The organism is Streptomyces sp. NPDC001848, assembly GCF_042891915.1.
GTDB lineage: Bacteria > Actinomycetota > Actinomycetes > Streptomycetales > Streptomycetaceae > Streptomyces.
The window spans coordinates 69,461-91,309 of record NZ_JBIATP010000012.1; the positions used below are offsets into that span (position 1 = coordinate 69,461).

General features: G+C 72.3%; 19 protein-coding genes. 6 read left to right on the top strand and 13 right to left on the bottom strand.

Features of this window, described 5'->3' with window-relative positions; genetic code table 11:
• Positions 1–364: 364 nt before the first annotated feature.
• Positions 365–1,186, top strand: coding sequence for a hypothetical protein (locus ACFYZJ_RS24660; protein WP_388571666.1), 822 nt, complete (start codon positions 365–367; stop codon positions 1,184–1,186).
• 15 nt (positions 1,187–1,201) lie between these two features.
• Here the strand turns inward: ACFYZJ_RS24660 and ACFYZJ_RS24665 are convergent, their stop codons facing one another.
• The gene (locus ACFYZJ_RS24665) at positions 1,202–2,599 is read right to left on the bottom strand and encodes a PLP-dependent aminotransferase family protein (protein WP_388571348.1); all 1,398 of its coding nucleotides are present in this window, start codon (positions 2,597–2,599) and stop codon (positions 1,202–1,204) included.
• Between the two features lie 107 nt (positions 2,600–2,706).
• Between ACFYZJ_RS24665 and ACFYZJ_RS24670 the strand changes: the two genes are divergently transcribed.
• Genes ACFYZJ_RS24670 through ACFYZJ_RS24680 form a run of 3 tightly spaced genes read left to right on the top strand, consistent with a single transcriptional unit; the run spans position 2,707 to position 4,312 of the window.
• Entirely contained in the window at positions 2,707–3,156 is a 450-nt protein-coding gene (locus tag ACFYZJ_RS24670) for a carboxymuconolactone decarboxylase family protein (protein ID WP_388571668.1), read from the top strand.
• Positions 3,153–3,599, top strand: a complete 447-nt coding sequence (locus tag ACFYZJ_RS24675; protein ID WP_388571350.1) for a carboxymuconolactone decarboxylase family protein — start codon at positions 3,153–3,155, stop codon at positions 3,597–3,599. Before ACFYZJ_RS24670 ends, ACFYZJ_RS24675 begins: the two co-directional genes overlap by 4 nt.
• Entirely contained in the window at positions 3,596–4,312 is a 717-nt protein-coding gene (locus tag ACFYZJ_RS24680) for an isocitrate lyase/phosphoenolpyruvate mutase family protein (protein ID WP_388571352.1), read from the top strand. The genes ACFYZJ_RS24675 and ACFYZJ_RS24680 overlap by 4 nt, the downstream gene beginning before the upstream one ends.
• Before the next feature lie 24 nt (positions 4,313–4,336).
• Here ACFYZJ_RS24680 and ACFYZJ_RS24685 read toward each other — a convergent pair whose 3' ends face one another.
• The 5 genes from ACFYZJ_RS24685 to ACFYZJ_RS24705 all read right to left on the bottom strand — a co-directional run bounded on the left by ACFYZJ_RS24685 (position 4,337) and on the right by ACFYZJ_RS24705 (position 11,697).
• Positions 4,337–5,299 carry an ABC transporter substrate-binding protein gene (locus ACFYZJ_RS24685; protein ID WP_388571354.1) on the bottom strand — a complete coding sequence of 321 codons (963 nt, stop codon included), beginning with the start codon at positions 5,297–5,299 and terminating at the stop codon, positions 4,337–4,339.
• Position 5,300: 1 nt separating this feature from the next.
• Positions 5,301–7,244, bottom strand: a complete 1,944-nt coding sequence (locus ACFYZJ_RS24690; RefSeq protein WP_388571356.1) for an ABC transporter permease — start codon at positions 7,242–7,244, stop codon at positions 5,301–5,303.
• On the bottom strand, positions 7,244–8,536 hold the full coding sequence (locus tag ACFYZJ_RS24695; RefSeq protein WP_388571358.1) for a glycine betaine/L-proline ABC transporter ATP-binding protein: 1,293 nt from the start codon (positions 8,534–8,536) through the stop codon (positions 7,244–7,246). The genes ACFYZJ_RS24690 and ACFYZJ_RS24695 overlap by 1 nt, the downstream gene beginning before the upstream one ends.
• On the bottom strand, positions 8,536–10,065 hold the full coding sequence (locus ACFYZJ_RS24700) for a GMC family oxidoreductase (protein WP_388571360.1): 1,530 nt from the start codon (positions 10,063–10,065) through the stop codon (positions 8,536–8,538). The genes ACFYZJ_RS24695 and ACFYZJ_RS24700 overlap by 1 nt, the downstream gene beginning before the upstream one ends.
• A 111-nt stretch (positions 10,066–10,176) precedes the next feature.
• Complete coding sequence (locus ACFYZJ_RS24705; protein ID WP_388571361.1) at positions 10,177–11,697, bottom strand: aldehyde dehydrogenase family protein; 1,521 nt, start codon at positions 11,695–11,697, stop codon at positions 10,177–10,179.
• Positions 11,698–11,879: 182 nt separating this feature from the next.
• Between ACFYZJ_RS24705 and ACFYZJ_RS24710 the strand changes: the two genes are divergently transcribed.
• Positions 11,880–12,653, top strand: a complete 774-nt coding sequence (locus ACFYZJ_RS24710) for a hypothetical protein (protein ID WP_388571363.1) — start codon at positions 11,880–11,882, stop codon at positions 12,651–12,653.
• A 453-nt stretch (positions 12,654–13,106) separates the two neighbouring features.
• On the opposite strand, the gene ACFYZJ_RS24715 is transcribed toward ACFYZJ_RS24710, so the two are convergent.
• The 5 genes from ACFYZJ_RS24715 to ACFYZJ_RS24735 all read right to left on the bottom strand — a co-directional run bounded on the left by ACFYZJ_RS24715 (position 13,107) and on the right by ACFYZJ_RS24735 (position 18,344).
• The gene (locus ACFYZJ_RS24715; RefSeq protein ID WP_388571364.1) at positions 13,107–14,096 is read right to left on the bottom strand and encodes a malate dehydrogenase; all 990 of its coding nucleotides are present in this window, start codon (positions 14,094–14,096) and stop codon (positions 13,107–13,109) included.
• Between the two features lie 431 nt (positions 14,097–14,527).
• The gene (locus tag ACFYZJ_RS24720; protein WP_388571365.1) at positions 14,528–15,751 is read right to left on the bottom strand and encodes a DUF2690 domain-containing protein; all 1,224 of its coding nucleotides are present in this window, start codon (positions 15,749–15,751) and stop codon (positions 14,528–14,530) included.
• Between the two features lie 449 nt (positions 15,752–16,200).
• Positions 16,201–16,746, bottom strand: coding sequence for a helix-turn-helix domain-containing protein (locus ACFYZJ_RS24725; RefSeq protein WP_388571367.1), 546 nt, complete (start codon positions 16,744–16,746; stop codon positions 16,201–16,203).
• A 241-nt stretch (positions 16,747–16,987) separates the two neighbouring features.
• Positions 16,988–17,500 (bottom strand): DUF3017 domain-containing protein, encoded by a 513-nt coding sequence (locus ACFYZJ_RS24730; protein ID WP_388571369.1) that lies wholly within the window; start codon positions 17,498–17,500, stop codon positions 16,988–16,990.
• Positions 17,490–18,344: a bifunctional methylenetetrahydrofolate dehydrogenase/methenyltetrahydrofolate cyclohydrolase gene (locus ACFYZJ_RS24735; protein ID WP_388571370.1), complete on the bottom strand. Its 855-nt coding sequence runs from the start codon at positions 18,342–18,344 to the stop codon at positions 17,490–17,492. The genes ACFYZJ_RS24730 and ACFYZJ_RS24735 overlap by 11 nt, the downstream gene beginning before the upstream one ends.
• Before the next feature lie 273 nt (positions 18,345–18,617).
• Between ACFYZJ_RS24735 and ACFYZJ_RS24740 the strand changes: the two genes are divergently transcribed.
• A complete protein-coding gene (locus ACFYZJ_RS24740) occupies positions 18,618–19,226 on the top strand; it encodes an RDD family protein (protein ID WP_388571371.1) in 609 nt (202 codons plus the stop codon).
• 171 nt (positions 19,227–19,397) lie between these two features.
• Here the strand turns inward: ACFYZJ_RS24740 and purH are convergent, their stop codons facing one another.
• The gene (gene purH / locus ACFYZJ_RS24745; RefSeq protein ID WP_388571372.1) at positions 19,398–20,960 is read right to left on the bottom strand and encodes a bifunctional phosphoribosylaminoimidazolecarboxamide formyltransferase/IMP cyclohydrolase; all 1,563 of its coding nucleotides are present in this window, start codon (positions 20,958–20,960) and stop codon (positions 19,398–19,400) included.
• On the bottom strand, positions 20,957–21,739 hold the full coding sequence (gene purN, locus ACFYZJ_RS24750; RefSeq protein WP_388571374.1) for a phosphoribosylglycinamide formyltransferase: 783 nt from the start codon (positions 21,737–21,739) through the stop codon (positions 20,957–20,959). Before purN ends, purH begins: the two co-directional genes overlap by 4 nt.
• Positions 21,740–21,849 lie beyond the last annotated feature (110 nt).

A 21,849-nucleotide genomic window follows, 5' to 3' on the forward strand; every position in this document is an offset into this window, starting at 1 on the left:
CAGGGAGTCGTCCGGGATGGGGGTCCCCCCGGTCGAGCGGAGCCGAGACTGGGGGAGGGTGAGGGGTGGATCAGGCCCTGCGCCTCCACGGTCTGCTGCCGGCCGGGGCGGGGGCCGGTCGTCCGGCGTTGCACGGCGGCTCAGCCGCCGGACTTGCCGTGACCGCTGCCGAACCGCCGAGGACGATGGTGCCCGAGCGCAGGTGTCGGCGAGTGTCCGCCATGTTCGTTGATCCCCCGTCGGGTGAGAATTCGTTGAGCTGTCGGTGAGACTGTGCGTCGATCAGACAAGAGGGCGCCGCTGCCGCGGCCGCGCCTGCCCCTGGCCTTCGGATGTCCCCTACAGTCGCTTCGTGCTCTTTGGAATGGTGTGCGCGCTGGGTGCGGCGGTCTGTTTCGGTACGGCGACGGTGTTGCAGGCGGTCGCGGCGCGTGAGGCGGGCACGGGCGGGGGCGGGGACGCGGCGCTGCTGTTGCGCGCGCTGCGGCAGTGGCGGTATCTGGCGGGGCTGGGGCTGGACGGGCTGGGATTCCTGTTCCAGATCGCGGCCCTGCGGTCGATCCCGATCTACGCGGTGGGGGCGGCGCTCGCGTCCAGCCTCGCGGTGACGGCGGTGGTCGCGGCACGGCTGCTGCGGGTGCGGCTGACCGGGAGCGAGTGGGGCGCGGTGGCGGTGGTGTGCGCCGGGCTCGCCATGCTGGGGCTGGCGTCCGGGGCGGAGGGTGACCGGGGCGGGTCCGCGGCGCTGAGGTACGCGATGCTGGCGGCGGCGGTGTGCGTGCTGCTGCTCGGGCTGGCCGGGGGGCGGCTGCCGGGGCGGGGGCGTTCGCTGGTGCTGGGGCTGGGCGCCGGGTTCGGGTTCGGGGTGGTCGAGGTGGCGGTGCGGTTGATCGACTCGCTGACGCCGTGGGCGTTGCTCACCAATCCGGCGACGTATGCGCTCGTGGTGGGCGGCGGGGCGGCGTTCCTGCTGCTGACGACGGCGCTGGAGCGGGGGTCGGTGACGGTGGCGACGGCGGGCATGGTCGTCGGTGAGACGGTGGGCCCGGCGGCGGTGGGCGTGGTGTGGCTGGGCGACCGTACGCGGGAGGGGCTGAGCTGGCTGGCGGTCCTGGGGTTCGCGGTGGCGGTGGCGGGGGCGCTGGCACTGGCGCGGTTCGGGGAGGCGCCGGTTCGCGAGGCGTGACGACGCCACCGACGGTCACGGCAGTACCCGGCACAGCGCCTCCAGCGCCCCCGACCACCCGTGGTCCGGCGGTGTTCCGTAGCCGACGACCAGGGCGTCCAGTGGCGGTGTGGCGGCGGACGGGTGACGGAAGGCCGACAGGCCCTGCACCGACAGGCCCTGCCAGGCGGCCGCCCTGACCACCGACGCCTCCGTGCCCGGGGGCAGTTCCAGCACCGCGTGCAGGCCGGCCGCGATACCGCGGACCCGTACCGCGGGCGCCCGGGACGCCAGTGCGGTGACCAGGGCGTCGCGGCGGCGGCGGTAGCGCAGCCGGGCGGCGCGGACGTGCCGGTCGTAGGCGCCCGAGGTGAGGAACTCCGCGAGGGTCAGCTGCTCCAGCACACCGGTGGCCCAGCCGCCGGCCCGCTGCGCGGCCAGCACCTCCGGGAGCAGGGACGCGGGCAGGACCATCCAGCCCAGGCGCAGTCCGGGGGCGAGGGACTTGCTGGCCGTGCCCAGGTAGACCACGTGGTCCGGGTCGAGGTCCTGCAGCGCGCCCACGGGCTGGCGGTCGTAGCGGAACTCGCCGTCGTAGTCGTCCTCCAGGACGAGGCCACCGGTGCGGCGGGCCCAGTCGACCACCGCGGCCCGGCGCTGCGGGCGCAGGGCGCCGCCGAGGGGGAACTGGTGCGCGGGGTTCAGCAGCACCGCCGGTACGCCGGTCAGGTCCTCCGTCCGCGTGCCCAGGCCGTCGAACGGCAGCGGTACCGTGCGCAGCCCGGCCCGCCGAAGGATGTTCCAGTGCACGAACAGGCCGTACGACTCCACGGCCACCGAGCCCGCCCCGCGGTCCCGCAGCACCTCGCCGAGGAGCTTCAGGCCGTGTGCGAAGCCGGAGCAGACCACGATCCGCTCCGGGTCCGCCCGCACGCCCCGGACCCGGGAGAGATAGCCGGCGAGCGCGGTGCGCAGCTCCACCCGGCCCTGGGGGTCGCCGTAGCCGAGGGCGTCGTTCGGCGCGGCGGCGAGGGCGCGGCGGGCGGCCTTGAGCCATGCGGTGCGCGGGAACGAGGCGAGGTCGGGGGTGCCCGGCGTCAGGTCGTGGGCGAGGCGGGCGCGCTCCGGCGGGGGGTGCGGGACGGGCCGTTCGGGCGGCCCGGTCACCGCCGCACGCTCCGCCACCCGGGTGCCCGAGCCCTGGCGTGCGGTGAGCCAGCCCTCGGCGACGAGGTCGGCGTAGGCGTCGGCGACGGTGTTGCGGGCGATGCCCAGGTCGGCGGCGAGCGTGCGGGAGGACGGCAGCCGGGTGCCGGGCGCCAGGCGGCCGGTGCGGACCGCTTCGCGCAGGGCGTCGGTCAGGCCCCGGCGCAGGCCCGGGCCGGTCGGTTCCAGATGCAGGTCGATGCCCAGAGTGGCCCACGTTTTCGCCATGGAAATGGACCATACCCCTGGGCTGCTTCGTGCGTAGGGTCGACGGTGTGACGACGAGCGAGAACACCACGACGACGGTCCGGTACGCCCCTGAGCACAGCCCGCGCATGGACTGGGCCAAGCACGCCCCCGAGGTCTTCAAGGCGATGGTCCGGCTCGACGGGGCGGCCGGGCAGGGTCTGGACGCCAAGCTGCGTGAGTTGGTGAAGATCCGCGCCTCGCAGCTCAACCACTGCGCGTTCTGCCTCGACATGCACACCAAGGACGCGCTCGCGGCGGGCGAGAGCGTGGAACGGATCGTCCAGCTCAGCGCGTGGCAGGAGGCGCGGCACTTCTACACCGAGCAGGAGCTGGCGGCCCTGGAGCTGACCGAGGCGGTCACGGTCCTGACCGACGGCTTCGTACCGGACGAGGTCTACGAGAAGGCCGCCGAGCACTTCGAGGAGGCAGAGCTGGCGCAGCTGATCGCCGCGATCGCGGTGATCAACGCGTGGAACCGTTTCGGCGTGACGACGCGGGCCGTGCCGGGGCACTACCAGCCGGGCCAGTACAAGTGACGGCTCGCACGACGTATCTGGACGGCCGGGTCCGCGCCTCGCTGCAGGCGCTGGGCGCCGCCGCGAAGAAGGGTCTCGGCGACCCCGCCCTCGCCGAACTGGTCCAGATCCGCGCCTCGCAGCTCAACCACTGCGCGTTCTGCCTGGACATGCATCTGGCGATCGCCCGGAAGCACGGAGTCGACGAGTCGCGGCTGGACCTGCTGAACGCCTGGGAGGAGGCCGAGGAGGTCTTCGACGAGCGGGAGCGGGCCGCGCTGGCGCTGACGGAGGCGGTCACGGTCCTGACGGACGGCTTCGTGCCGGACGAGGTGTGGGAGCGGGCCGCCCGGCACTTCGACGAGGCCCGGCTCGCCCACCTGCTCGCCCTCATCACCGTCATCAACAGCTGGAACCGGCTGATGGTGTCCCGGCGCATTCCGGCGGGGAGCACGGAGTGGTGAGCAAAGTCGACACCTTCCGCGCCCTGCACCACGGACGCCTCGCCGGCGATCCCCTCGTCCTGCCCGGGCCCTGGGACGCGGCGAGCGCGCGGGCCCTCGTGGACGCCGGGTTCCCCGCGCTCGCCACGCCCAGCGCCGGGATCGCCGCCTCCCTGGGGTACGCGGACGGGGCGACGCCCGCCGACGAGATGTTCGCGGCGGTCGCGCGGATCACCCGGGCCGTGGACGTGCCGGTGTCGGCCGACGTGGAGGACGGGTACGGCCTGGCGCCGAAGGAGCTGGTGGAGCGGCTCCTTGAGGCGGGTGCCGTCGGGTGCAACCTGGAGGACTCCCGCGGGGGTGTCCTCAAGGACCCGCGGCAGCACGCCGACTGGCTCGCCGAGGTGCGGGCCGCGGCCGGCGACCGGCTGTTCCTCAACGCGCGCGTCGACACGTTCTCGTGCGGCGACGGGGACCCGGAACGGGCCGTCGAACGGGCCGCGTCGTACGTCGCCGCGGGCGCCGACTGCGTCTACCCGATCGGCGCCCCGGCGGACGTACTGCCCCTGCTGCGGGCCGGGACCCAAGGACCGCTGAACGCCTACGCGAAGCTCGACGGCGACGGTCCCTCGCCCGCCGAGCTGGGGGAACTCGGGGCCACCCGGGTCACCTTCGGGCCCTGGCTGCAGCGGCGGGCGACAGCGGCGCTGGGCGAGATCGCCGCGCGGCTGTAGCCGGGATCTGCGAGACCGGCGGGATCAGGACAGCCACGCCTTCCACGTGGACGCGTGGCTGTCCACCCACTTCTTCGCCGCCTCGTCCGGGGTCAGCTTCTGGTCGGCGATCATCAGGGCGACCTCGTTCTGGTCCTCCGTCGTCCAGCTGAACTTCTTCAGGAACCGCGCCGCCCTGCCGCCGTTCTTCGCGAACTTTGCGTTGAGGTACTTCTGCAGCGGCGTGTGCGGGTACGCGCAGGCGACCTTCGCCGGGTCCGCGTCGCAGCCCTCCTTGTACGGCGGCAGCTTCACCTCCGTCATAGGGACCTTCTTGAACAGCCACTGGGGTTCGTACCAGTACGTCAGGAAGGGCTTCTTCTCCTTCGCGAACTGCCTCATCTGCGTGATCTGCGCCGCCTCCGAACCCGCGAAGACCACCTGGTAGTTCAGCTTCAGGTTCTTCACCAGCGCCTTGTCGTTGGTGACGTAGGACGGGGAGCCGTCCATCAGCTGGCCCTTGCCGCCGCTCTCCGCCGTGTGGAACAGGGAGGCGTACTTGTTGAGGTTCCTCCAGTCGGTGATGTCCGGGTGCTGCTCGGCCAGGTACGTCGGCACGAACCAGCCGATGTGGCCGGTCACCCCGAGGCCGCCGGCGCGTGTGATCGTCTTCTTGTCCTCGACGTACCGCTTCTCCTGGTCCGGGTGGCCCCAGTCCTCCAGGATGGCGTCGACCCGGCCCTGGCTGAGCGCGTCCCAGGCGGGCACCTCGTCGACCTGGACGGTGTCGACCCGGTAGCCGAGCTTGTGCTCCAGGACGTACTGCGCCACGGCCACGTTGGCCTGGGCGCCCACCCAGGACTGCACGGACAGGGTCACGGACTTCGAGCCCCCCGCGTTCGCGAAGGGCGAGGCCTGCTTGGTCATGTCGGCGGCGCCGCAGCCGGTGAGCAGCGAGCACAGGGCCGCTCCGGCGGCGATCAGCGCCGTCCTGCGGGTCGGTGTCATCTCACGCTCCCTTCGTCGCGCGTCGCTCGGTCGGCTGGGTCACCCGGTCGAGCATCAGACCGAGGCAGACGATCGCGACCCCGGCCACCAGGCCGGTCGCCAGGTCGCCCTGGGCGAGGCCGAAGACGACGTTGTAGCCGAGCGCGCCGCCGCCGACCAGGCCGCCGATGATGACGACGGCGAGGACCAGGACGACGCCCTGGTTGACGGCGAGCAGCAGGGCCGGGCGGGCGAGCGGCAGCTGCACCTGGCGCAGCTGCTGCCCGCTGGTCGCGCCGAGCGAGCGGGCCGACTCCAGCGCCGCCGGGTCGACCTGGCGCAGGCCCTGCGCGGTGATCCGGACGACCGCCGGAAGGGCGTACACGATGGCGGCGGCGACGGCGGGGGCACGGCCGACGCCGAACAGCGCGACGACCGGGATCAGGTACACGAACTGCGGCATCGTCTGGAAGACGTCCAGGACCGGGCGCAGCAGCCGCTCGAAGCGGTCGCTGCGGGCCGCCGCGACACCGGTCGCGAAGCCGACGACAAGGGTGACGGCGACGGCCGCCAGCACCTGCGACAGCGTGTCCAGGGACGGCTTCCACACGCCGAGCACGCCGATCGCGGCCATCGCCAGGACGGCGGTCAGCGCGGTGCGCCAGGTGCCGATCAGCCAGGCCAACGCGGCGACGATCAGCAGCACCGACCACCAGGGCAGCCACTGCAGACCGGAGCGGACGGGGTCCAGGACCCAGGTGGTGAAGCGGCCCGCCCAGTCGGCGGTGCCGCCGACGACCGGGACGCCCGAGTACAGGTGGGCGGTCATCCAGTCGACGGCGCGGTTGACGGGCTCGGCGATGTTCACCGTCCAGCCCGCGGGCCAGTCGAGGCGGCCCGTCAGGCGCGCGGCCAGGGCCACGGCGACGGCGGCGAGGGCCGCGTAGGCCCAGGGGCGGGCGCTGCGCTGCTCCTGCCCGATCCGGGCGCCCGCCGCCGCGGTCACCCGGTCCAGGACGACGGCCAGCAGCACGATGGGGATGCCCGCCGCCAGCGCGGCGCCCACGTCGACCGACGCCAGCGCCTGGTAGACGCGGTCACCGAGGCCGCCGGCGCCGATCACCGAGGCGATGACCGCCATGGACAGCGCCATCATGATCGTCTGGTTGAGGCCGAGCAGGAGCTCCTTGCGGGCGAGCGGGATCCGGGCGGTCAGCAGGCGCTGCCGCGCGGTGGCGCCCAGGGAGTCGACCGCCTCCAGCACCTCCTTGTCGGCGCCGCGCAGACCGAGGGCGGTCAGGCGGGCCATCGGCGGGGCGGCGTAGACGACCGTGGCGAGGACGGCGGCGGGGACACCGATGCCGAAGACCAGGACCACGGGGAGCAGGTAGGCGAACGCCGGCAGCACCTGCATGGTGTCCAGGACCGGACGCAGGGCGCGGTCCACGCGGTCGGACAGACCTGCGCCCAGGCCGAGCAGCGCCCCGACGACGGCCGAGGCGAGGACCGCGACCACCATGAGGGCGAGGGTCTGCATGGTTGCCACCCACATGCCGAGCAGACCGCAGACGAGGAACGCCACGGCCGTGCCGAGGGCGAGGCGCACGCCGGCCGCCCGCCAGGCGACCAGGGCGGCCGCGATCGTCACGCCCGGCCAGCCCGCGGCGAGCAGGACGAGATAGACGGCGCGCACGGAGAGGACGACGGCGTTGCTGATGTAGCCGAAGAAGTAGAGGAACAGGGGGTGGCTGTCCCGGTTGTCGATGATCCAGTTGCTGGCCGTGGTGAGGGGTTTGGACAGGTCGACGGTGAGGGCGCCCGGCCAGCTGGCGTCGGGCCAGCGGGAGTTCGCCAACGGCACGAGGACCGCGGCGATGGCCGCCAGCACCAGGAGTTTGCGGGCGGCACGGGTTTTGAGGAAGCCGGGCAGCAGCGTGCGAGGGGCGCTCGCGGTGACCGTGGCCATCAAGCGTCCCCCTTGCCGGTGCCGAGCGGGGGACGGTGCGCCGGTTCCTGCTTGCCCGGGGCCTGAGTCACACCCGACTTGGCTCGCGCGGAGGTACCCGCCTCGCCCGCCTGTGCCGCAACGGCGGCGCGCTTGCCCGCGGCCACGGCGGCCATCCCGGCCGCGGACTTCCTGGCCCGAGCCGTCGCGGCCGACGTCTCCTCGGTCGTCGCGACCGGAGCCGGCGTCTCCGGGCCCGTCTCGACCCCGGCGACCACGCCGAGCAGCGCGTCGGAGTCCACCAGGCCCAGGCAGCGGCCCTGGTCGACGACGCGGGCCGGGGCGCCCGCCCGGGCCACGGCCTCGATCGCCTCGGACACCGTGGCGTCCGGCGGTACGGCCGGGCCGCTGCCCGCCTCCTCCAGGGACGCGGTGCGCATGGCGCTGCGGACCGTCATGACCTGTTCGCGGGGGACGTCGCGGACGAACTCGCGGACGTAGTCGTCGGCCGGGGAGCCCACGATCTCCTCGGGGCTGCCCAGTTGCACCACGCGGCCGTCGCGCATCAGGGCGATGCGGTCGCCCAGTTTGAGGGCCTCGTTGAGGTCGTGCGTGATGAAGACCATCGTGCGGCCCTCCTCGCGGTGCAGCCGGACGACCTCCTCCTGCATGTCGCGCCGGATCAGCGGGTCGAGCGCGCTGAACGGCTCGTCGAACAGCAGCACTTCCGGGTCGACGGCGAGCGCCCGGGCGAGCCCGACGCGCTGCCGCTGGCCGCCCGAGAGCTGGGCGGGGCGGCGGTGCTCCATGCCCTCCAGGCCGACCTTCGCGACGACCTCGGCGGCCTTCTCGCGCCGCTCCGACCTGCCGATTCCCTGGATCTCCAGGCCGTATGCCACGTTGTCGAGGACGGTGCGGTGCGGCAGCAGGCCGAAGTGCTGGAAGACCATCGCGGCCCGGTGGCGGCGCAGTTCGCGCAGCCGGGACCTGTCCATGGCGCGGACGTCCTCGCCGTCGATGACGATCGTGCCCGCGGTCGGTTCGATGAGCCGGGTCAGACAGCGCACCAGCGTCGACTTGCCGGAGCCGGACAGGCCCATCACGACGAAGACCTCGCCCTTGCGGACGTCGAAGCTCACATCGCGTACGGCGGCCGTGCAGCCGGTGCGTTCGCGCAGCTCGGCGGGGCTCAGCGCGCCGAGCTCCGGGTCGTTGGGGACGCGGTCCGCCTTGGGCCCGAAGACCTTCCACAGCCCGTCCACGGAGAAGACCGGTGTGTTCGAAACCGGGGTGCTCGAAACCGGGGTGCTCATCACGCACCACCTCCGATCAGGTCGGCGGCCTTCTCCCCGACCATCAGCACCCCGATCATCGGGTTGACGGCGGTCATGGTCGGGAAGACGGACGCGTCGGCGATGCGGATGCCGTCCAGGCCGCGGATGCGCAGCTCGGGGTCGACCACGGCGAGGTCGTCGGTCTCGGCACCCATGCGGCAGGTGCCCGCCGGGTGGTACACGGTGTGGGCGACCTTGCGGGCGTACTCGCTCAGCTCCTCGTCACCGGTGACGTCCGGACCGGGGCACACCTCCCGCTTCAGCCAGCCCGCCAGCGGCTCGGTGTTCGCGATCTCGCGGGCGATGCGGATGCCGTCGACGAGAGTGCGGCCGTCGTAGTCGTCCTCGTCGGTGAAGTAGCGGAAGTCCAGTGCCGGCTTGACGGACGGGTCGGGGCTGGTGAGGTACAGCCGGCCGCGGCTCTTCGGCTTGGGGATGTTCGGGGTCATCGAGACGCCGAACTCCGGCCGCTCGTAGCCGAGGCGCTCCGGGTTGTCCGTGAAGGGGATCTGGTAGAAGTGGAACATCAGGTCCGGGCCCGCGTGTTCGGGGTCGCGGCGCACGAACAGGCCGGCGTCGGAGTCCATCGCGGAGTTGTCCGGGATCGGGCCGTGCGTCTCCCACACGATGACCGACTCGGGGTGGTCGAGCAGGTTCTCGCCGACGCCCGGCAGGTCGTGCACCACCGGGATGCCCAGCTGCTCCAGGTCCGCCTTCGGGCCGATCCCGGAGTGCAGCAGCAGCCGCGGGGAGTCGACGGCGCCGGCGCACAGCACGACCTCGCGCCGGGACCGCACGAGGATCTCCTCGCCCTCCTTGGTGCGCGCGTGCACGCCCTCGGCGCGGGTACCGTCCAGCTCCAGTTTGTACGCCCAGGTCTCCAGCAGGATCGTCAGGTTGGGGCGTTCGTCCATCACCGGGTGCAGGTACGCCACCGACGCGCTGGAGCGCTTGTTGTCCTCCGGGTGGTAGGCGAGGTCGAAGAAGCCGACGCCCTCGGTGAACGGCTTCTTGTTGAAGCCCTCGACGCGGGGCACGCCGAGCGCGGCCCGGGCCGCGTCCACGAAGTCGCGGGCGATGGCGTTCCGGTCCTTCTCGTCGACCGGGACGACGTTGTTCTTCAGGCGGGCGTAGTACGCCTCCATGGGGACGGCGCCCCAGCCCTCGGCGCCGGCCGCCTCCCACTCGTCCCAGTCGGAGGGCAGCGGCTTGAAGGCGATGAGGGTGTTGTGCGAGGAGCAGCCGCCGAGGACGCGGGCGCGGCTGTGCCGGATGTGGGAGTTGCCGCGCGGCTGTTCGGTGGTCGGGTAGTCGTAGTCGAGTTCGCCGCCGAGCAGGCCCATCCAGCGGCGCAGGGTGAGGACGTCGTCGCGGCCCACGTCGCTCGGGCCGCCCTCGATGACGGCGACGGTGACGTCCGGGTTCTCGGTGAGGCGGGAGGCGATGACGGAGCCTGCGGTTCCGCCGCCGATGACGACGTAGTCGTACTCGCGGGTGGTCTCGGGCATGGGCGTCGTGCTCCAGGGATACGGGAGGTGGGGGGAGTGGGACATGTGGGGATCTGGAGGGATGTGGGGGCGGGTGCTGGTCGATCGCGGAGACCGGTCGTGCGGCGGGGCTCAGCCCGCGAACCACCGCACCGGCTCGGGGGCGAGGTTCTGGTAGACGTGCTTGGTCTCGCGGTACTCGGCGAGGCCTGCGGGGCCGAGTTCGCGGCCGATGCCGCTCTTGCCGAAGCCGCCCCACTCCGCCTGCGGGAGGTAGGGGTGGAAGTCGTTGATCCAGACGGTGCCGTGGCGCAGCCGGCCCGCGACGCGGCGGGCACAGCCGGCGTCGGCGGTCCACACGGCGCCGGCGAGGCCGTACTCGGTGTCGTTGGCGAGCGCGACCGCCTCCTCCTCGGTGCGGAAGGTCTCGACGGTGAGGACGGGCCCGAAGACCTCCTCCCGTACGACTTTCATCTCCCGGTGGCAGTGGTCGAGGACGGTCGGCTCGTAGAAGTAGCCGGTGGCGGGCCGGATCTCGCTGGGCTCGGGCCGCTTGCCGCCGCAGCGCAGCACCGCGCCCTCCGCCAGCGCGGAGGCGACGTACGCCTCGGTCTTCGCGCGCTGCTGCTCGGAGACGAGCGGGCCGCACTCGACGCCCTTCTCGGTGCCGCGGCCCAGCCTGATCCGCTCGGCGCGGCGGGCGAGTTCGGCGACGAAGCGGTCGCGGACGGACTCCTCCACGATGAGGCGGGCGCCCGCCGAGCAGACCTGGCCGCTGTGGATGAACGCGGCGTTGAGGGCCTGGTCGACGGCGGTGTCGAAACCCTCCTCGGTGGCGCAGGCGTCGGCGAAGACCACGTTGGGGTTCTTGCCGCCGAGCTCCAGGGCGATCTTCTTGACACCCGCGGCGGCGGCCTGCGCGACCTTCGTGCCGCTGACCAGGCCGCCGGTGAAGGAGACGAGGTCGACGCCGGGGTGCTCGGCGAGCCGGGCGCCGACGGAGTGCCCGGGGCCGGTGACGATGTTCGCGACACCGTCGGGCAGCCCGGCCTCGGCCAGCAGCTCGATCAGCGCGATCGTCGTCATCGGGGTGATCTCGCTCGGCTTGACCACGAAGGTGTTGCCGGCCGCGAGAGCCGGGGCGATCTTCCAGCTGGCCTGGAGCAGCGGGTAGTTCCAGGGGGTGATCAACGTGCAGACGCCGACGGGTTCGTGTACGACCACGCTGTGGATGTCGGGCGATCCGGCGTCGACCACCCGACCGGCCCCCTCGGCGGCGACGAGGTCCGCGAAGTAGCGGAAGGCGTCGGCGACGCAGTCGATGTCGATCCGGCCCTCCGCTACGGTCTTGCCGGCGTCCCGGCTCTCCAGCAGGCCCAGCTCTTCGCGATCGCGTACGAGAAGATCGGCGACGCGGTGCAGCAGCGCGGCGCGCTCCGTGACGGGTGTGCGCGGCCAGGGCCCGTCGTCGAAGGCCCGGCGCGCGGCCTCCACCGCCGCGTCGGCGTCCCGTTCGTCACCCTCCGCGACCAGCGCGAACGGCGTGGCATCCGCCGGGTCGAGGACCTCTCGCACGGCGCCGGAGAGGGCCGTGCGCCACTCCCCTGCCACGTGGATCGTCTGCGCTGCCTGCCGTGCCTGCTGTCCGGCCATGATCGGTACTGCCTTCCGTTCCTGTGCGGTACCCCTGTGTCACACCGGTGTCACTCGGGGCCGGAGGCGCTCATGCCCCCGACTCGTCGATGCATGCGGGCCCCGCGGCGGGAAGTGCGGAGCGTCACTAAAAATGCGGTCGAAAAGGGTGAAAAGTACGCTGAGCCACTGGAGGTGACGTGATGTCCCGAACCCATGGCTTCGCGATCGCTACGAGCGCCGTGTCGATGGCGCTGCTGTCCCCGATGTTGCTCTCTCCGATGGCGGGCGCCGCCGTCCCCGCCAGGACGGGAGGCAACCAGAGCCCACAGCAGCTGGCCGCGCAGGCGGAGCGGAGCCTGCGGAACGCCACATCCGTGCGGCTCCGCTACGAGGACCGCAGCGCGACGGCGACGTCGAGCAACCGTCTGCCGACGTCGATGGACCTCACCCTGGACCGGGCCGGCAACTGCGCCGGCACGATGACGCTGGGCGGACACGGCGGCACCGTGCAGATCGTCAAACGGGGCACCGACGTGTGGCTGAAGCCGGACGCGGCGTTCTGGAAGGCGGAGTACCCCGGACGGCGGGGCATCGACCTGGCCTCGACGTTCAGCAACCGGTACATCCACGGCACCACGACCAGCAACCTGCTGAATGGCATCGCGAGCAGCTGTGACCTGCGAGAACTCCAGCAGGTCGCGAAGGTCTCCGCGCCCACCTCCGTGAAGGAGGGCCTCGCGACGAGCCTGAACGGCACCCGGGTGGTCCCCCTGTCCTTCAAGGTGAACGGCTTCACCTCGACGCTGTACGTCACCACGGGCAAGGAGCACCGCCTCTACCGAGCGGCCCAGAAGGGCCCGGACACGGATCTGAGCCTGACCTTCACGGGCTACAACGTGCCGGTGCCGAAGACGACCCCGCCCGCGAGCCGGACGGTGGACATCTCACGGGTGCCGCAGCCGCCGCGGAGCTGACCGGGAAGCCACGGCGAAGCACCGTTCCTGCGACCACGGCCTTCGGCCGGGCAGGGTCTTGGCCCAAGGTCGGAGGAACGGTGCGGCCCCGCCCACGGGCGGGCGCGGCAACGAGCCGTCCGGCCGCCGGGTCGGCCGTCTCCCTGCCGCGGGAAACGGCGGACGGCGACGAGCTCCTGCCGCGGGAACGGCCGACGGCGACAAGCTCCCCTCGCTCGGGCGAGCACTCGCGAGCGTGAACTCTTTCACCCCAGAACCGAGTTGAGCTCACATACCGCTGTCACGCACCGTCCGCCTCCATCACCATGTCTCGGCTGCGGCCGGCGACCATCAGGGCCTTCCTGGAACTCGCGGAATCCGTGGTCGGCCCCAGAACGCACTGGTCCCCGGGCGGCGGCGACCACCCGGGGACCGAGGAGCGTGACCGGGAAGGCCGGTCGAAGGGGGGCGACGTCAGATGAGGCCGAGGCCGCGGACCGCCTCGCGCTCCTCCTCGAGCTCCTTGACGGAGGCGTCGATGCGGGCGCGCGAGAACTCGTTGATGTCCAGGCCCTGGACGATCTCGTACTTGCCGTCCTTGGTGGTGACCGGGAAGGAGGAGATCAGGCCCTCCGGGACGCCGTAGGAGCCGTCCGACGGGATGGCCATGGAGGTCCAGTCGCCCTCGGCGGTGCCGTTGACCCAGGTGTACACGTGGTCGATGGCGGCGTTGGCGGCGGAGGCGGCCGACGAGGCGCCGCGGGCCTCGATGATGGCGGCGCCGCGCTTGGCGACGGTCGGGATGAAGTCCTCGGCCAGCCACTTCTCGTCGTTCACGACCTCGGCGGCGTTCTTCCCGGCGACCGTGGCGTGGAAGATGTCCGGGTACTGGGTGGCGGAGTGGTTGCCCCAGATCGTCAGGCGCTTGATGTCGGCGACGGTGGTGCCGGTCTTCTTCGCGAGCTGGGTCAGCGCGCGGTTGTGGTCCAGGCGGGTCATCGCGGTGAAGCGCTCCGCCGGTACGTCCGGCGCGGCGGCCTGGGCGATCAGGGCGTTGGTGTTGGCCGGGTTGCCGACGACGAGGACCTTGACGTCGTCCGCGGCGTGGTCGTTGATGGCCTTGCCCTGCGGCTTGAAGATGCCGCCGTTGGCCTCGAGGAGGTCGCCGCGCTCCATGCCCTTGGTGCGCGGACGGGCGCCCACGAGGAGGGCGACGTTGGTGCCGTCGAAGGCCACGTTGGGGTCGTCCGTGATGTCGATGCCCTGCAGGAGCGGGAACGCGCAGTCGTCCAGCTCCATGGCCGTGCCCTCGGCGGCCTTCAGGGCCGGGGTGATCTCCAGGAGGCGCAGCTTGACCGGCACGTCCGCGCCGAGCAGCTGGCCGGAGGCGATGCGGAAGAGCAGTGCGTAGCCGATCTGGCCGGCCGCGCCGGTGACGGTGACGTTCACGGGAGTGCGGGTCATGGCGTTCTCCGTATGACAGCTGGCGGTGGGGCGTCGTCGCCCCGGGGTGGGGGATCCCCGTCACCGGCGCGGGGCCGGCGCCCGCCGCGATGATCGATCACGGGTAAGAATGATCGATCTCTTGGCGTCAAGAGAGATCCAGCCGTCAGGCTATCGCGCATCCGGGATCCCGGACGGCCGGGTCCGTGTGGCCCGGCCCACAACCCTCATGAGACGGCGGCCGCCTGCTCGATGAGGGGGGACTGAGCGGCGGCCGCCGTGGGGGGAGGTCCGACCGGAAGGGGGTGTCGGCCTTCCGGCGCTGCCGGACTCCCGTGGGGGTGTACGGTCCGCTTGCCCCACAACGGGACGCTCATGCGTGTCGTGGCGTGATTCTTTTCGGCGGGGGACGCACGGCACCCTTCCGCGCGCCCCTCACTGTCGCAGCCGTGCTACTTCGTGCACCCCTTCCGCCCCGACGCCAGCGTCACACAGGCCTTCGCCGCGGACCCGCCCTTCACGGCCACCATCGGGGTGTACGCGTCGGTGTCCCCCGCGGTGGTGACCGAGCCGGTCTGCTTCTTGGCCCCCGCCGCGGACACCTCGACCGTGTCGCCCTGCGTCGCCTGGGTGATCCGGGCCCATGCGGCGCCGCAGGTCCTGCTGTAGCGGACCTCGACGAGGGTGGTGCCGACGGTGACGCTGGTGCTGGTGCCGGCCTGCGTGCCGCCGCAGCCCATGGCCTCCGGGTCCTTGCCGGTACAGCTCGCGCCGGCGCACTTGACGCCGGGCGGCAGATCGGCGTCCGGGCTCGGCGAGGTCGCGGACGGCTTGGGGGCGGCGGCCTTCTTGTCGTTGCCGCCCGTGAGGTAGAAGGCCGCCGCGATCACCAGGAGCGCCCCGAGGAGGCCCGCCACGAACATGGTCAACTGCCGCTTCCGGCGCGCCCTGTCGGAACCGCCGCCGTCGTCCGGACGGGCGTCGGAGGGCGCCGGTCCGTGTGGTCCGGGCACGTCCGGTGCGGGCACCTGTGCGGGGGACGATGCGGTGCGCGGTGCCTGGGCGTCGGGCGCCACGGCCGGGCGTCGGCCGGCTCCCGACGGCCCCTTGAACCCGGCGAGTCCCCAGGAGTTGGCGCCCTTGGAGCCGCCCGTCGAGCCTGCGCCCGCCGAACCGCCGCGCGCCCCACCGGAGTCGCCCGCCGCGTCCGGGGTCTGTTCGGGCGTCGGCTGCGGCGGCACCGTCGGGGACACGCCCCCGGGACCCGCGATGCCCGGGGTCACCGTGGCGCTGGGGGCCGCTCTGCCGCCGCGGCCCCGGTTCTCGTCCGCCGCCCCGAACTCACCGAGCGCGGCGCGCGCCTGGGAGATCCGGATGGCCTCCATGGTTCTGTCGTGGCGCATCTCCGCCCGGCTCCACGCCCGTTCTGCCAGCTCCCACATGGTGGTCAGATGGACGGGATGGGTGCCGGTCACCTCGGCCAGCGCGACGATGGCGCCCTTCGGTGCGAGCAGCCGGCCGTTGAGATACCGCTCCCAGGACGTCTTGCTGTAGCCGGTACGGTCGGCCACGGCGGAGACGCTGAGACCACTGCGGTCGACGAGTCGCCGCAGCTGTGCGGTGAACTCCTTGACCTGCGGGTCGAGTTCATCGGGCAAGGCCTTCCAGCGAGGCATCGCTTCCCCCCTCTTCGCCCCGGTACTTGCTGTTGTTCCCCCGTGCGTGGTGCCCGCTGCCGGTCCCCGTTGTGGCTACCCAGGCCGGACGCGCGCGCCGGGCCTTCCGCTTCCCCAGTGGGGGCGCACGGAGGCAGTCGGGCGGGGGGCGGGCGCCGCCGCACGCCCCGTAGGTCTCCGGACCAGTGTCCACCCCCTGTTCGTACGGCCGAACAGAACGCGCCGTTCGCCGCGCCGGACGCCCCGGACCGTCCCGATTGGACACGTTAGCGGCCGTTGGACACGTTAGCGGCCGTGAGCGAACGGTTCGCGGTCCATGCGCGAACTTGTCAACACATCGACACAACGGGGACACAGCGGCGACCTCAGAGACCACATTCGGCGCAGTGGGCGCGTCGGTGCGGTGGACCCAGGGAACGCACAGGGACAGGGGCCTCGGCGGACTCCGCTCATCCGAAGGTCACGGCACCGACGACGGCGACGACGAGCAGCGCCAGCAGGCCTACCACCGCGGCGAGAAGGAGCCGCCGGCCGGCGGGCCGGGCCCCGGGCTCCTCCTCGAGCCGCTCCCACCACGGAATCGTCGGCACCTCTTCGTACTCTCCCGCGACGGGAGCGGACGCCGGACCTCCGGCGGGAACGGGAGGCGATGCCTGACCCCCCAGGGGGACGGAAGCAGCGACCGGGCCTCCGGCCGCCGCGGGCGTGGTGGCCGGCTGCCGGGGCCAGACGCGCACCGCCAGCTCCCAGCGCACACCGAAACGTTCGGTCTCCTCCGCCTCGAGCCCCGCGACCCGGCACAGCGCCGTGACCGCCTGGCGGGGCGGCGGCTGGGTGGCGTTGAGGTAGCGCTGCCAGGAGGACTTGCTGTACGCGGTGCGGGCACCGAGGGCGACGAGGCTGAGCCCGGTGCGGTCCTTCAGGAGCCGCAGTTGCTCCACGAAGTGCCGTACCTCCGGCGGCAGATCGTCCGGCAGCGGCTGCCAGGCGCCCATCGCTCACCCCTCCGCGTCACCCGGTCGAAAAGCGTGTTTCCGTTCGATTGACGACGTCAGGGGCGGAACCGGTTCCGTTGCGGAGCGCGGACACCGTAGCGGAACGGTCACTTCCGTGCCACAGCGAACTGCCAGGCGTTGTACAGCTCCGACAGGTACATGAAGGTGTTTTCCGGCGCCCGGTTCCGGACGGGGGTGGGAACCGGGCGCCGGGTACCGCGCAGGGCCGGACACGGACCGTTCAGGTACGGACCGTGAAGTGCAGCGTGTCGTCCAGGAACGGTATCTCCAGCCACGGGTGGGGCTGGGCCATCATCGCGAGCAGCACGATGACCACGCCCAGGACGCCGTACGTGATCATGTCCGTGAAGCGGGACCGGACCGCCAGCATGCCCACGTCGGGCAGCGCCCAGCGCATCACGGCACCGCCCAGCAGCGCGGCGCCGATCAGGATCGTGCCGAAGCGGAACGCGTCCAGCGCGGTCAGCAGCAGCCCGAGGCCGACGGTGGTCAGCACGGCGAGGATCGGCCACTGCCGGGCGGGCGCGGGAGCGTCCCGGGGCGCGGCCCTGCCGCCGCCCTCGGGCCGCGCGGTGTCCCGGGTGACCCGCGGAAACCGCCGGGTCGCGCGCCGCGGCACACCGTCCACGTCGGGGGCGCTGACCGCGTCCGTCACCACCGGCTCGGCGTCCGTTTCCCGCTCCCCCGCGGCCCCCTTCTCGGGGTCGCCCGCGGGCCTGGCCTCAGCCGACACCGCGCTCCGCCGCCTCGACCACGTTGACGAGCAGCTGCGCGCGGGTCATCGGGCCGACACCGCCCGGGTTCGGGGAGATCCAGCCGGCCACCTCGGCCACGTCCGGGTGGACATCGCCGACGATCTTGCCCTCGGCATTGCGCGAGACGCCGACGTCCAGGACGGCCGCGCCCGGCTTCACGTCCTCGGCGCGGACCAGGTGGGCCGAGCCGGCCGCGGCGATCACGATGTCGGCGCGCTTGAGGTGGGCGGAGAGGTCGCGGGTGCCCGTGTGGCACTGGGTGACCGTGGCGTTCTCGCTGCGCCGCGTCAGCAGCAGCGGCATCGGGCGCCCGATGGTCACGCCTCGGCCGACGACCACGACCTCGGCGCCCTTGATCTCGACGCCGTAGCGGCGCAGCAGGGTGAGGATGCCGTTGGGGGTGCAGGGCAGCGGGGCCGGCTCGTTGAGGACCAGGCGACCGAGGTTCATCGGGTGCAGGCCGTCCGCGTCCTTGGCCGGGTCCATCAGCTCCAGGATCCGGTTCTCGTCGATGCCCCTGGGCAGCGGCAGCTGCACGATGTAACCGGTGCAGGCCGGGTCCTCGTTCAGCTCGCGGACGACCGCCTCGATCTCCTCCTGGGTGGCCGTCGCGGGCAGCTCGCGCTGGATCGACGCGATGCCGACCTCGGCGCAGTCGCGGTGCTTGCCTGCGACGTACTTGCGGCTGCCGGGGTCGTCGCCGACGAGGATCGTGCCGAGGCCGGGCGTGACGCCCTTCTCCCTCAGCGCCGCCACGCGGGCGGTCAGATCGGACTTGATCGCGGCTGCGGTGGCCTTGCCATCGAGAATCTGGGCGGTCATGGTCCCATCCTCGCGGATGACCCGGCCCCGGTTCCAATCCGGGTGGGAACCGGTTCGCAGGCTCGCCGGCGGGAGCCACCCGACCGGGAGGATCACGCACATTGCGACTGCACAACACATGTTTCCGGCGACTGGACAGATCACCGCCACTACTAGAACGATGAGCTGCACAGTTCTGCGGTTCGTGTTCGGGGGGCAAACCGCTCGGTTCGTGACGTTCCTCCGGCAATCCGCATCGTCCCCGCATGCATGCGTCAACGGAGGAAACCGGCCATGAGTTTCGGCTCGCCCAACAACCCCTACGGACAGCCGCAGGACCCCCAGCAGGGGTACGGCTACCCCCAGCAGGGCCAGCAGTACCCCCAGCAGGGCCAGCAGCCCGGCTACGGCTACCCCCAGCAGGGCCAGCAGCCCGGCTACGGCTACCCGCAGGCACCGGGCGTGCCGCCGCAGGCCGCCTACGGCTACCCGCAGCAGCCGGGATACGGGGTCCAGCCCCCGTACGCCAACTGGGGTCAGCGGTTCCTGGGCACATTGGTGGACGGACTCGTGTTCGCCGTCCCGTACCTCCTGATCATCCTCGGACGCAACACGCCCGCACTGATGGTGATCGGCTTCCTCGCCATCATCGGCGTCGGCATCTGGCAGCTGATCATGGAAGGCCGCACCGGCCAGACCCTCGGCAAGAAGGCGCTCGGCATCCGCCTGGTGCGGGAGATCGACGGCCAGCCGCTCGGCGTCGGCATGGCCTTCGTCCGCCGCCTCGCCCACTTCCTGGACAGCCTGGCCTGCTACCTGGGCTGGCTGTGGCCGGCCTGGGACGCCAAGCGCCAGACGTTCGCCGACAAGGTCTGCTCGTCGATCGTCATCCGTTCGAACTGACCCCGGGCCGACGTCGCACGTCCTCTGCACCAGGGCCGTGTCCCCTCCCCGTGAGAGGCGGACGCGGCCCTGGTGCGTACGACCGCCTTCCCGACCCGAGCGGCTCGGCAAGCGATGGGGCCCGTTGGTCGTTGATCTACGTCCAACGGGCCCCTCGCGGTCGGCCACGGCTCAGTGGAAGAAGTGCCGCGTCCCCGTGAAGTACATCGTCACGCCGGCCTTCTGTGCGGCCTCCACGACCAGCTCGTCGCGGATCGAACCGCCGGGCTGCACGATCGCCTTGACGCCCGCGGCGATGAGGATCTCCGGGCCGTCGGGGAACGGGAAGAAGGCGTCCGAGGCGGCGTAGGAGCCGCGCGCCCGCTCCTCGCCCGCCCGCTCGACGGCGAGCTTGCAGGAGTCCACCCGGTTGACCTGGCCCATGCCCACGCCGACGGAGGCGCCGTCCTTGGCGAGCAGGATGGCGTTGGACTTGACGGCACGACAGGCCTTCCAGGCGAAGGCGAGCTCCTTCAGTTCCTCCGGGCTCAGCGCCTCACCCGTCGCCAGGGTCCAGTTCGCCGGGTCGTCGCCGTCGGCCTGGAGGCGGTCGGTGACCTGGAGCAGGGCACCGCCGTCGATCTGCTTGATCTCGGCGGGGTTCTCCGGGGCGTTCGGGGCCTTCAGCACGCGGATGTTCTTCTTCTTGGTGAGCGCCTCGAGCGCGCCCTCCTCGTAGTCCGGCGCGACGATGACCTCGGTGAAGATGTCCGCGACCTGCTCGGCCATCTCCCGGCTCACCGGCCGGTTCACGGCGATGACACCGCCGTACGCCGAGACCGGGTCGCAGGCGTGCGCCTTGCGGTGCGCCTCGGCGACGTCCGCGCCGATCGCGATGCCGCAGGGGTTGGCGTGCTTGATGATGGCGACGCACGGCTCGTCGTGGTCGTACGCGGCACGGCGCGCGGCGTCCGTGTCCGTGTAGTTGTTGTACGACATCTCCTTGCCGTGCAGCTGCTCCGCCTCGGCCAGGCCACCGGTGCCGTCCACGTACAGGGCGGCGGGCTGGTGCGGGTTCTCGCCGTAGCGCAGGGTGTTGCGGCGCTCGTAGGTGGCGCCGACGAAGTCGGGGAAGACCGAGTCGTCGACGGGCGCGTAGGAGGAGGCGAACCAGGACGCCACGGCGACGTCGTAGGCGGCGGTGTGCTGGAAGGCTTCGGCGGCGAGCCGCTTGCGGGCGGTGAGGTCGAAGCCGCCGTCGCGGACCGCGGCGAGGACGTCGGCGTACCGGTCGGGGCTGGTCACCACGGCAACCGACGGGTGGTTCTTGGCTGCGGCGCGGACCATCGAGGGTCCGCCGATGTCGATCTGCTCGACGCACTCGTCGGGGGAGGCACCGGAGGCGACGGTCTCGCGGAACGGGTAGAGGTTGACGACGACGAGGTCGAACGGCTCGACGCCCAGCTCGGTGAGCTGCTGCCGGTGGGTCTCGAGGCGCAGATCGGCGAGGATGCCCGCGTGGACCTTGGGGTGCAGGGTCTTGACCCGGCCGTCCAGGCACTCGGGGAAGCCGGTCAGCTCCTCGACCTTGGTGACGGGGACGCCGGCGGCGGCGATACGGCCGGCGGTGGAACCGGTCGAGACGAGCTCCACGCCCGCCTCGTGCAGGCCACGGGCGAGCTCTTCGAGCCCGGTCTTGTCGTAGACGCTGACGAGCGCGCGCCGGATGGGCCGCTTGGTGCTCTCGGCGGTCACTGGATAACTACCTTTCGTCCCTCAATGCGATAGCCGTTGCGGGCGATCCGCCCCACGACCTCGACGAGCAGTCTTCGCTCGACTTCCTTGATGCGCTCGTGCAGAGCGCTCTCGTCGTCCTCGTCCCGGACCTCCACCACGCCCTGCGCGATGATCGGCCCGGTGTCGACGCCGTCGTCGACGAAGTGGACGGTGCAACCGGTGACCTTGGCGCCGTACGCGAGCGCGTCGCGCACACCGTGGGCTCCGGGAAAGCTGGGCAGAAGAGCGGGGTGGGTGTTGACGAACCGCCCACCGAACCGGGCGAGGAACTCCTTGCCCACGATCTTCATGAACCCGGCGGAGACGACGAGGTCGGGTTCGTGAGCGGCGACGGCCTCGGTGAGGGCGGCGTCCCACGCGTCCCGGCTCTCGTAGTCCTTCACCCGGCAGACGAAGGTGGGCAGCCCGGCGCGCTCGGCGCGGTCGAGGCCCTCGATGCCGGTGCGGTCGGCGCCGACGGCCACGACCTCGGCCCCGTAGGCGGCGGGGCCGGCCTCGGCGATGGCGTCGAGGAGCGCCTGCAGGTTGGTGCCGGAACCGGAGACCAGGACGACCAGGCGCTTGGCCGTCGACTCGGTGACGGTCTCGGCCACGGACTCGGGCACGGCGGGGCCCTTTCTCGGGGAAGTGTGCGTGCGGTCGCTCGGGAGAGCGTTTGTACGGTCGTACGAATGCTTCGCGCCCCGGGATACGGGGAAGTCTACGAAGCAGCCGACCGTCAGCAACGATACCGGCACACCGGGAGGCCCCCGGGCGACGGGGGCGTGGCCGGGAGGTAGCGTCTGGGGAGGAGCCACCCGAAGAAGCAGCCCGGAAAGCGGTCACAGGCGGGGGAACGCCGCACCTG

Coding starts and splice junctions, on each gene's coding strand:
- ACFYZJ_RS24705 (WP_388571361.1), bottom strand. CDS start 11,697: ATGGCCGGACAGCAGGCACGGCAGGCAGCGCAGACGATCCACGTGGCA.
- ACFYZJ_RS24685 (WP_388571354.1), bottom strand. CDS start 5,299: ATGACACCGACCCGCAGGACGGCGCTGATCGCCGCCGGAGCGGCCCTG.
- ACFYZJ_RS24665 (WP_388571348.1), bottom strand. CDS start 2,599: ATGGCGAAAACGTGGGCCACTCTGGGCATCGACCTGCATCTGGAACCG.
- ACFYZJ_RS24710 (WP_388571363.1), top strand. CDS start 11,880: ATGTCCCGAACCCATGGCTTCGCGATCGCTACGAGCGCCGTGTCGATG.
- ACFYZJ_RS24660 (WP_388571666.1), top strand. CDS start 365: ATGGTGTGCGCGCTGGGTGCGGCGGTCTGTTTCGGTACGGCGACGGTG.
- ACFYZJ_RS24735 (WP_388571370.1), bottom strand. CDS start 18,344: ATGACCGCCCAGATTCTCGATGGCAAGGCCACCGCAGCCGCGATCAAG.
- ACFYZJ_RS24700 (WP_388571360.1), bottom strand. CDS start 10,065: ATGCCCGAGACCACCCGCGAGTACGACTACGTCGTCATCGGCGGCGGA.
- ACFYZJ_RS24670 (WP_388571668.1), top strand. CDS start 2,707: ATGGACTGGGCCAAGCACGCCCCCGAGGTCTTCAAGGCGATGGTCCGG.
- ACFYZJ_RS24725 (WP_388571367.1), bottom strand. CDS start 16,746: ATGGGCGCCTGGCAGCCGCTGCCGGACGATCTGCCGCCGGAGGTACGG.
- ACFYZJ_RS24690 (WP_388571356.1), bottom strand. CDS start 7,244: ATGGCCACGGTCACCGCGAGCGCCCCTCGCACGCTGCTGCCCGGCTTC.
- ACFYZJ_RS24740 (WP_388571371.1), top strand. CDS start 18,618: ATGAGTTTCGGCTCGCCCAACAACCCCTACGGACAGCCGCAGGACCCC.
- ACFYZJ_RS24720 (WP_388571365.1), bottom strand. CDS start 15,751: ATGCCTCGCTGGAAGGCCTTGCCCGATGAACTCGACCCGCAGGTCAAG.
- ACFYZJ_RS24695 (WP_388571358.1), bottom strand. CDS start 8,536: ATGAGCACCCCGGTTTCGAGCACCCCGGTTTCGAACACACCGGTCTTC.
- ACFYZJ_RS24715 (WP_388571364.1), bottom strand. CDS start 14,096: ATGACCCGCACTCCCGTGAACGTCACCGTCACCGGCGCGGCCGGCCAG.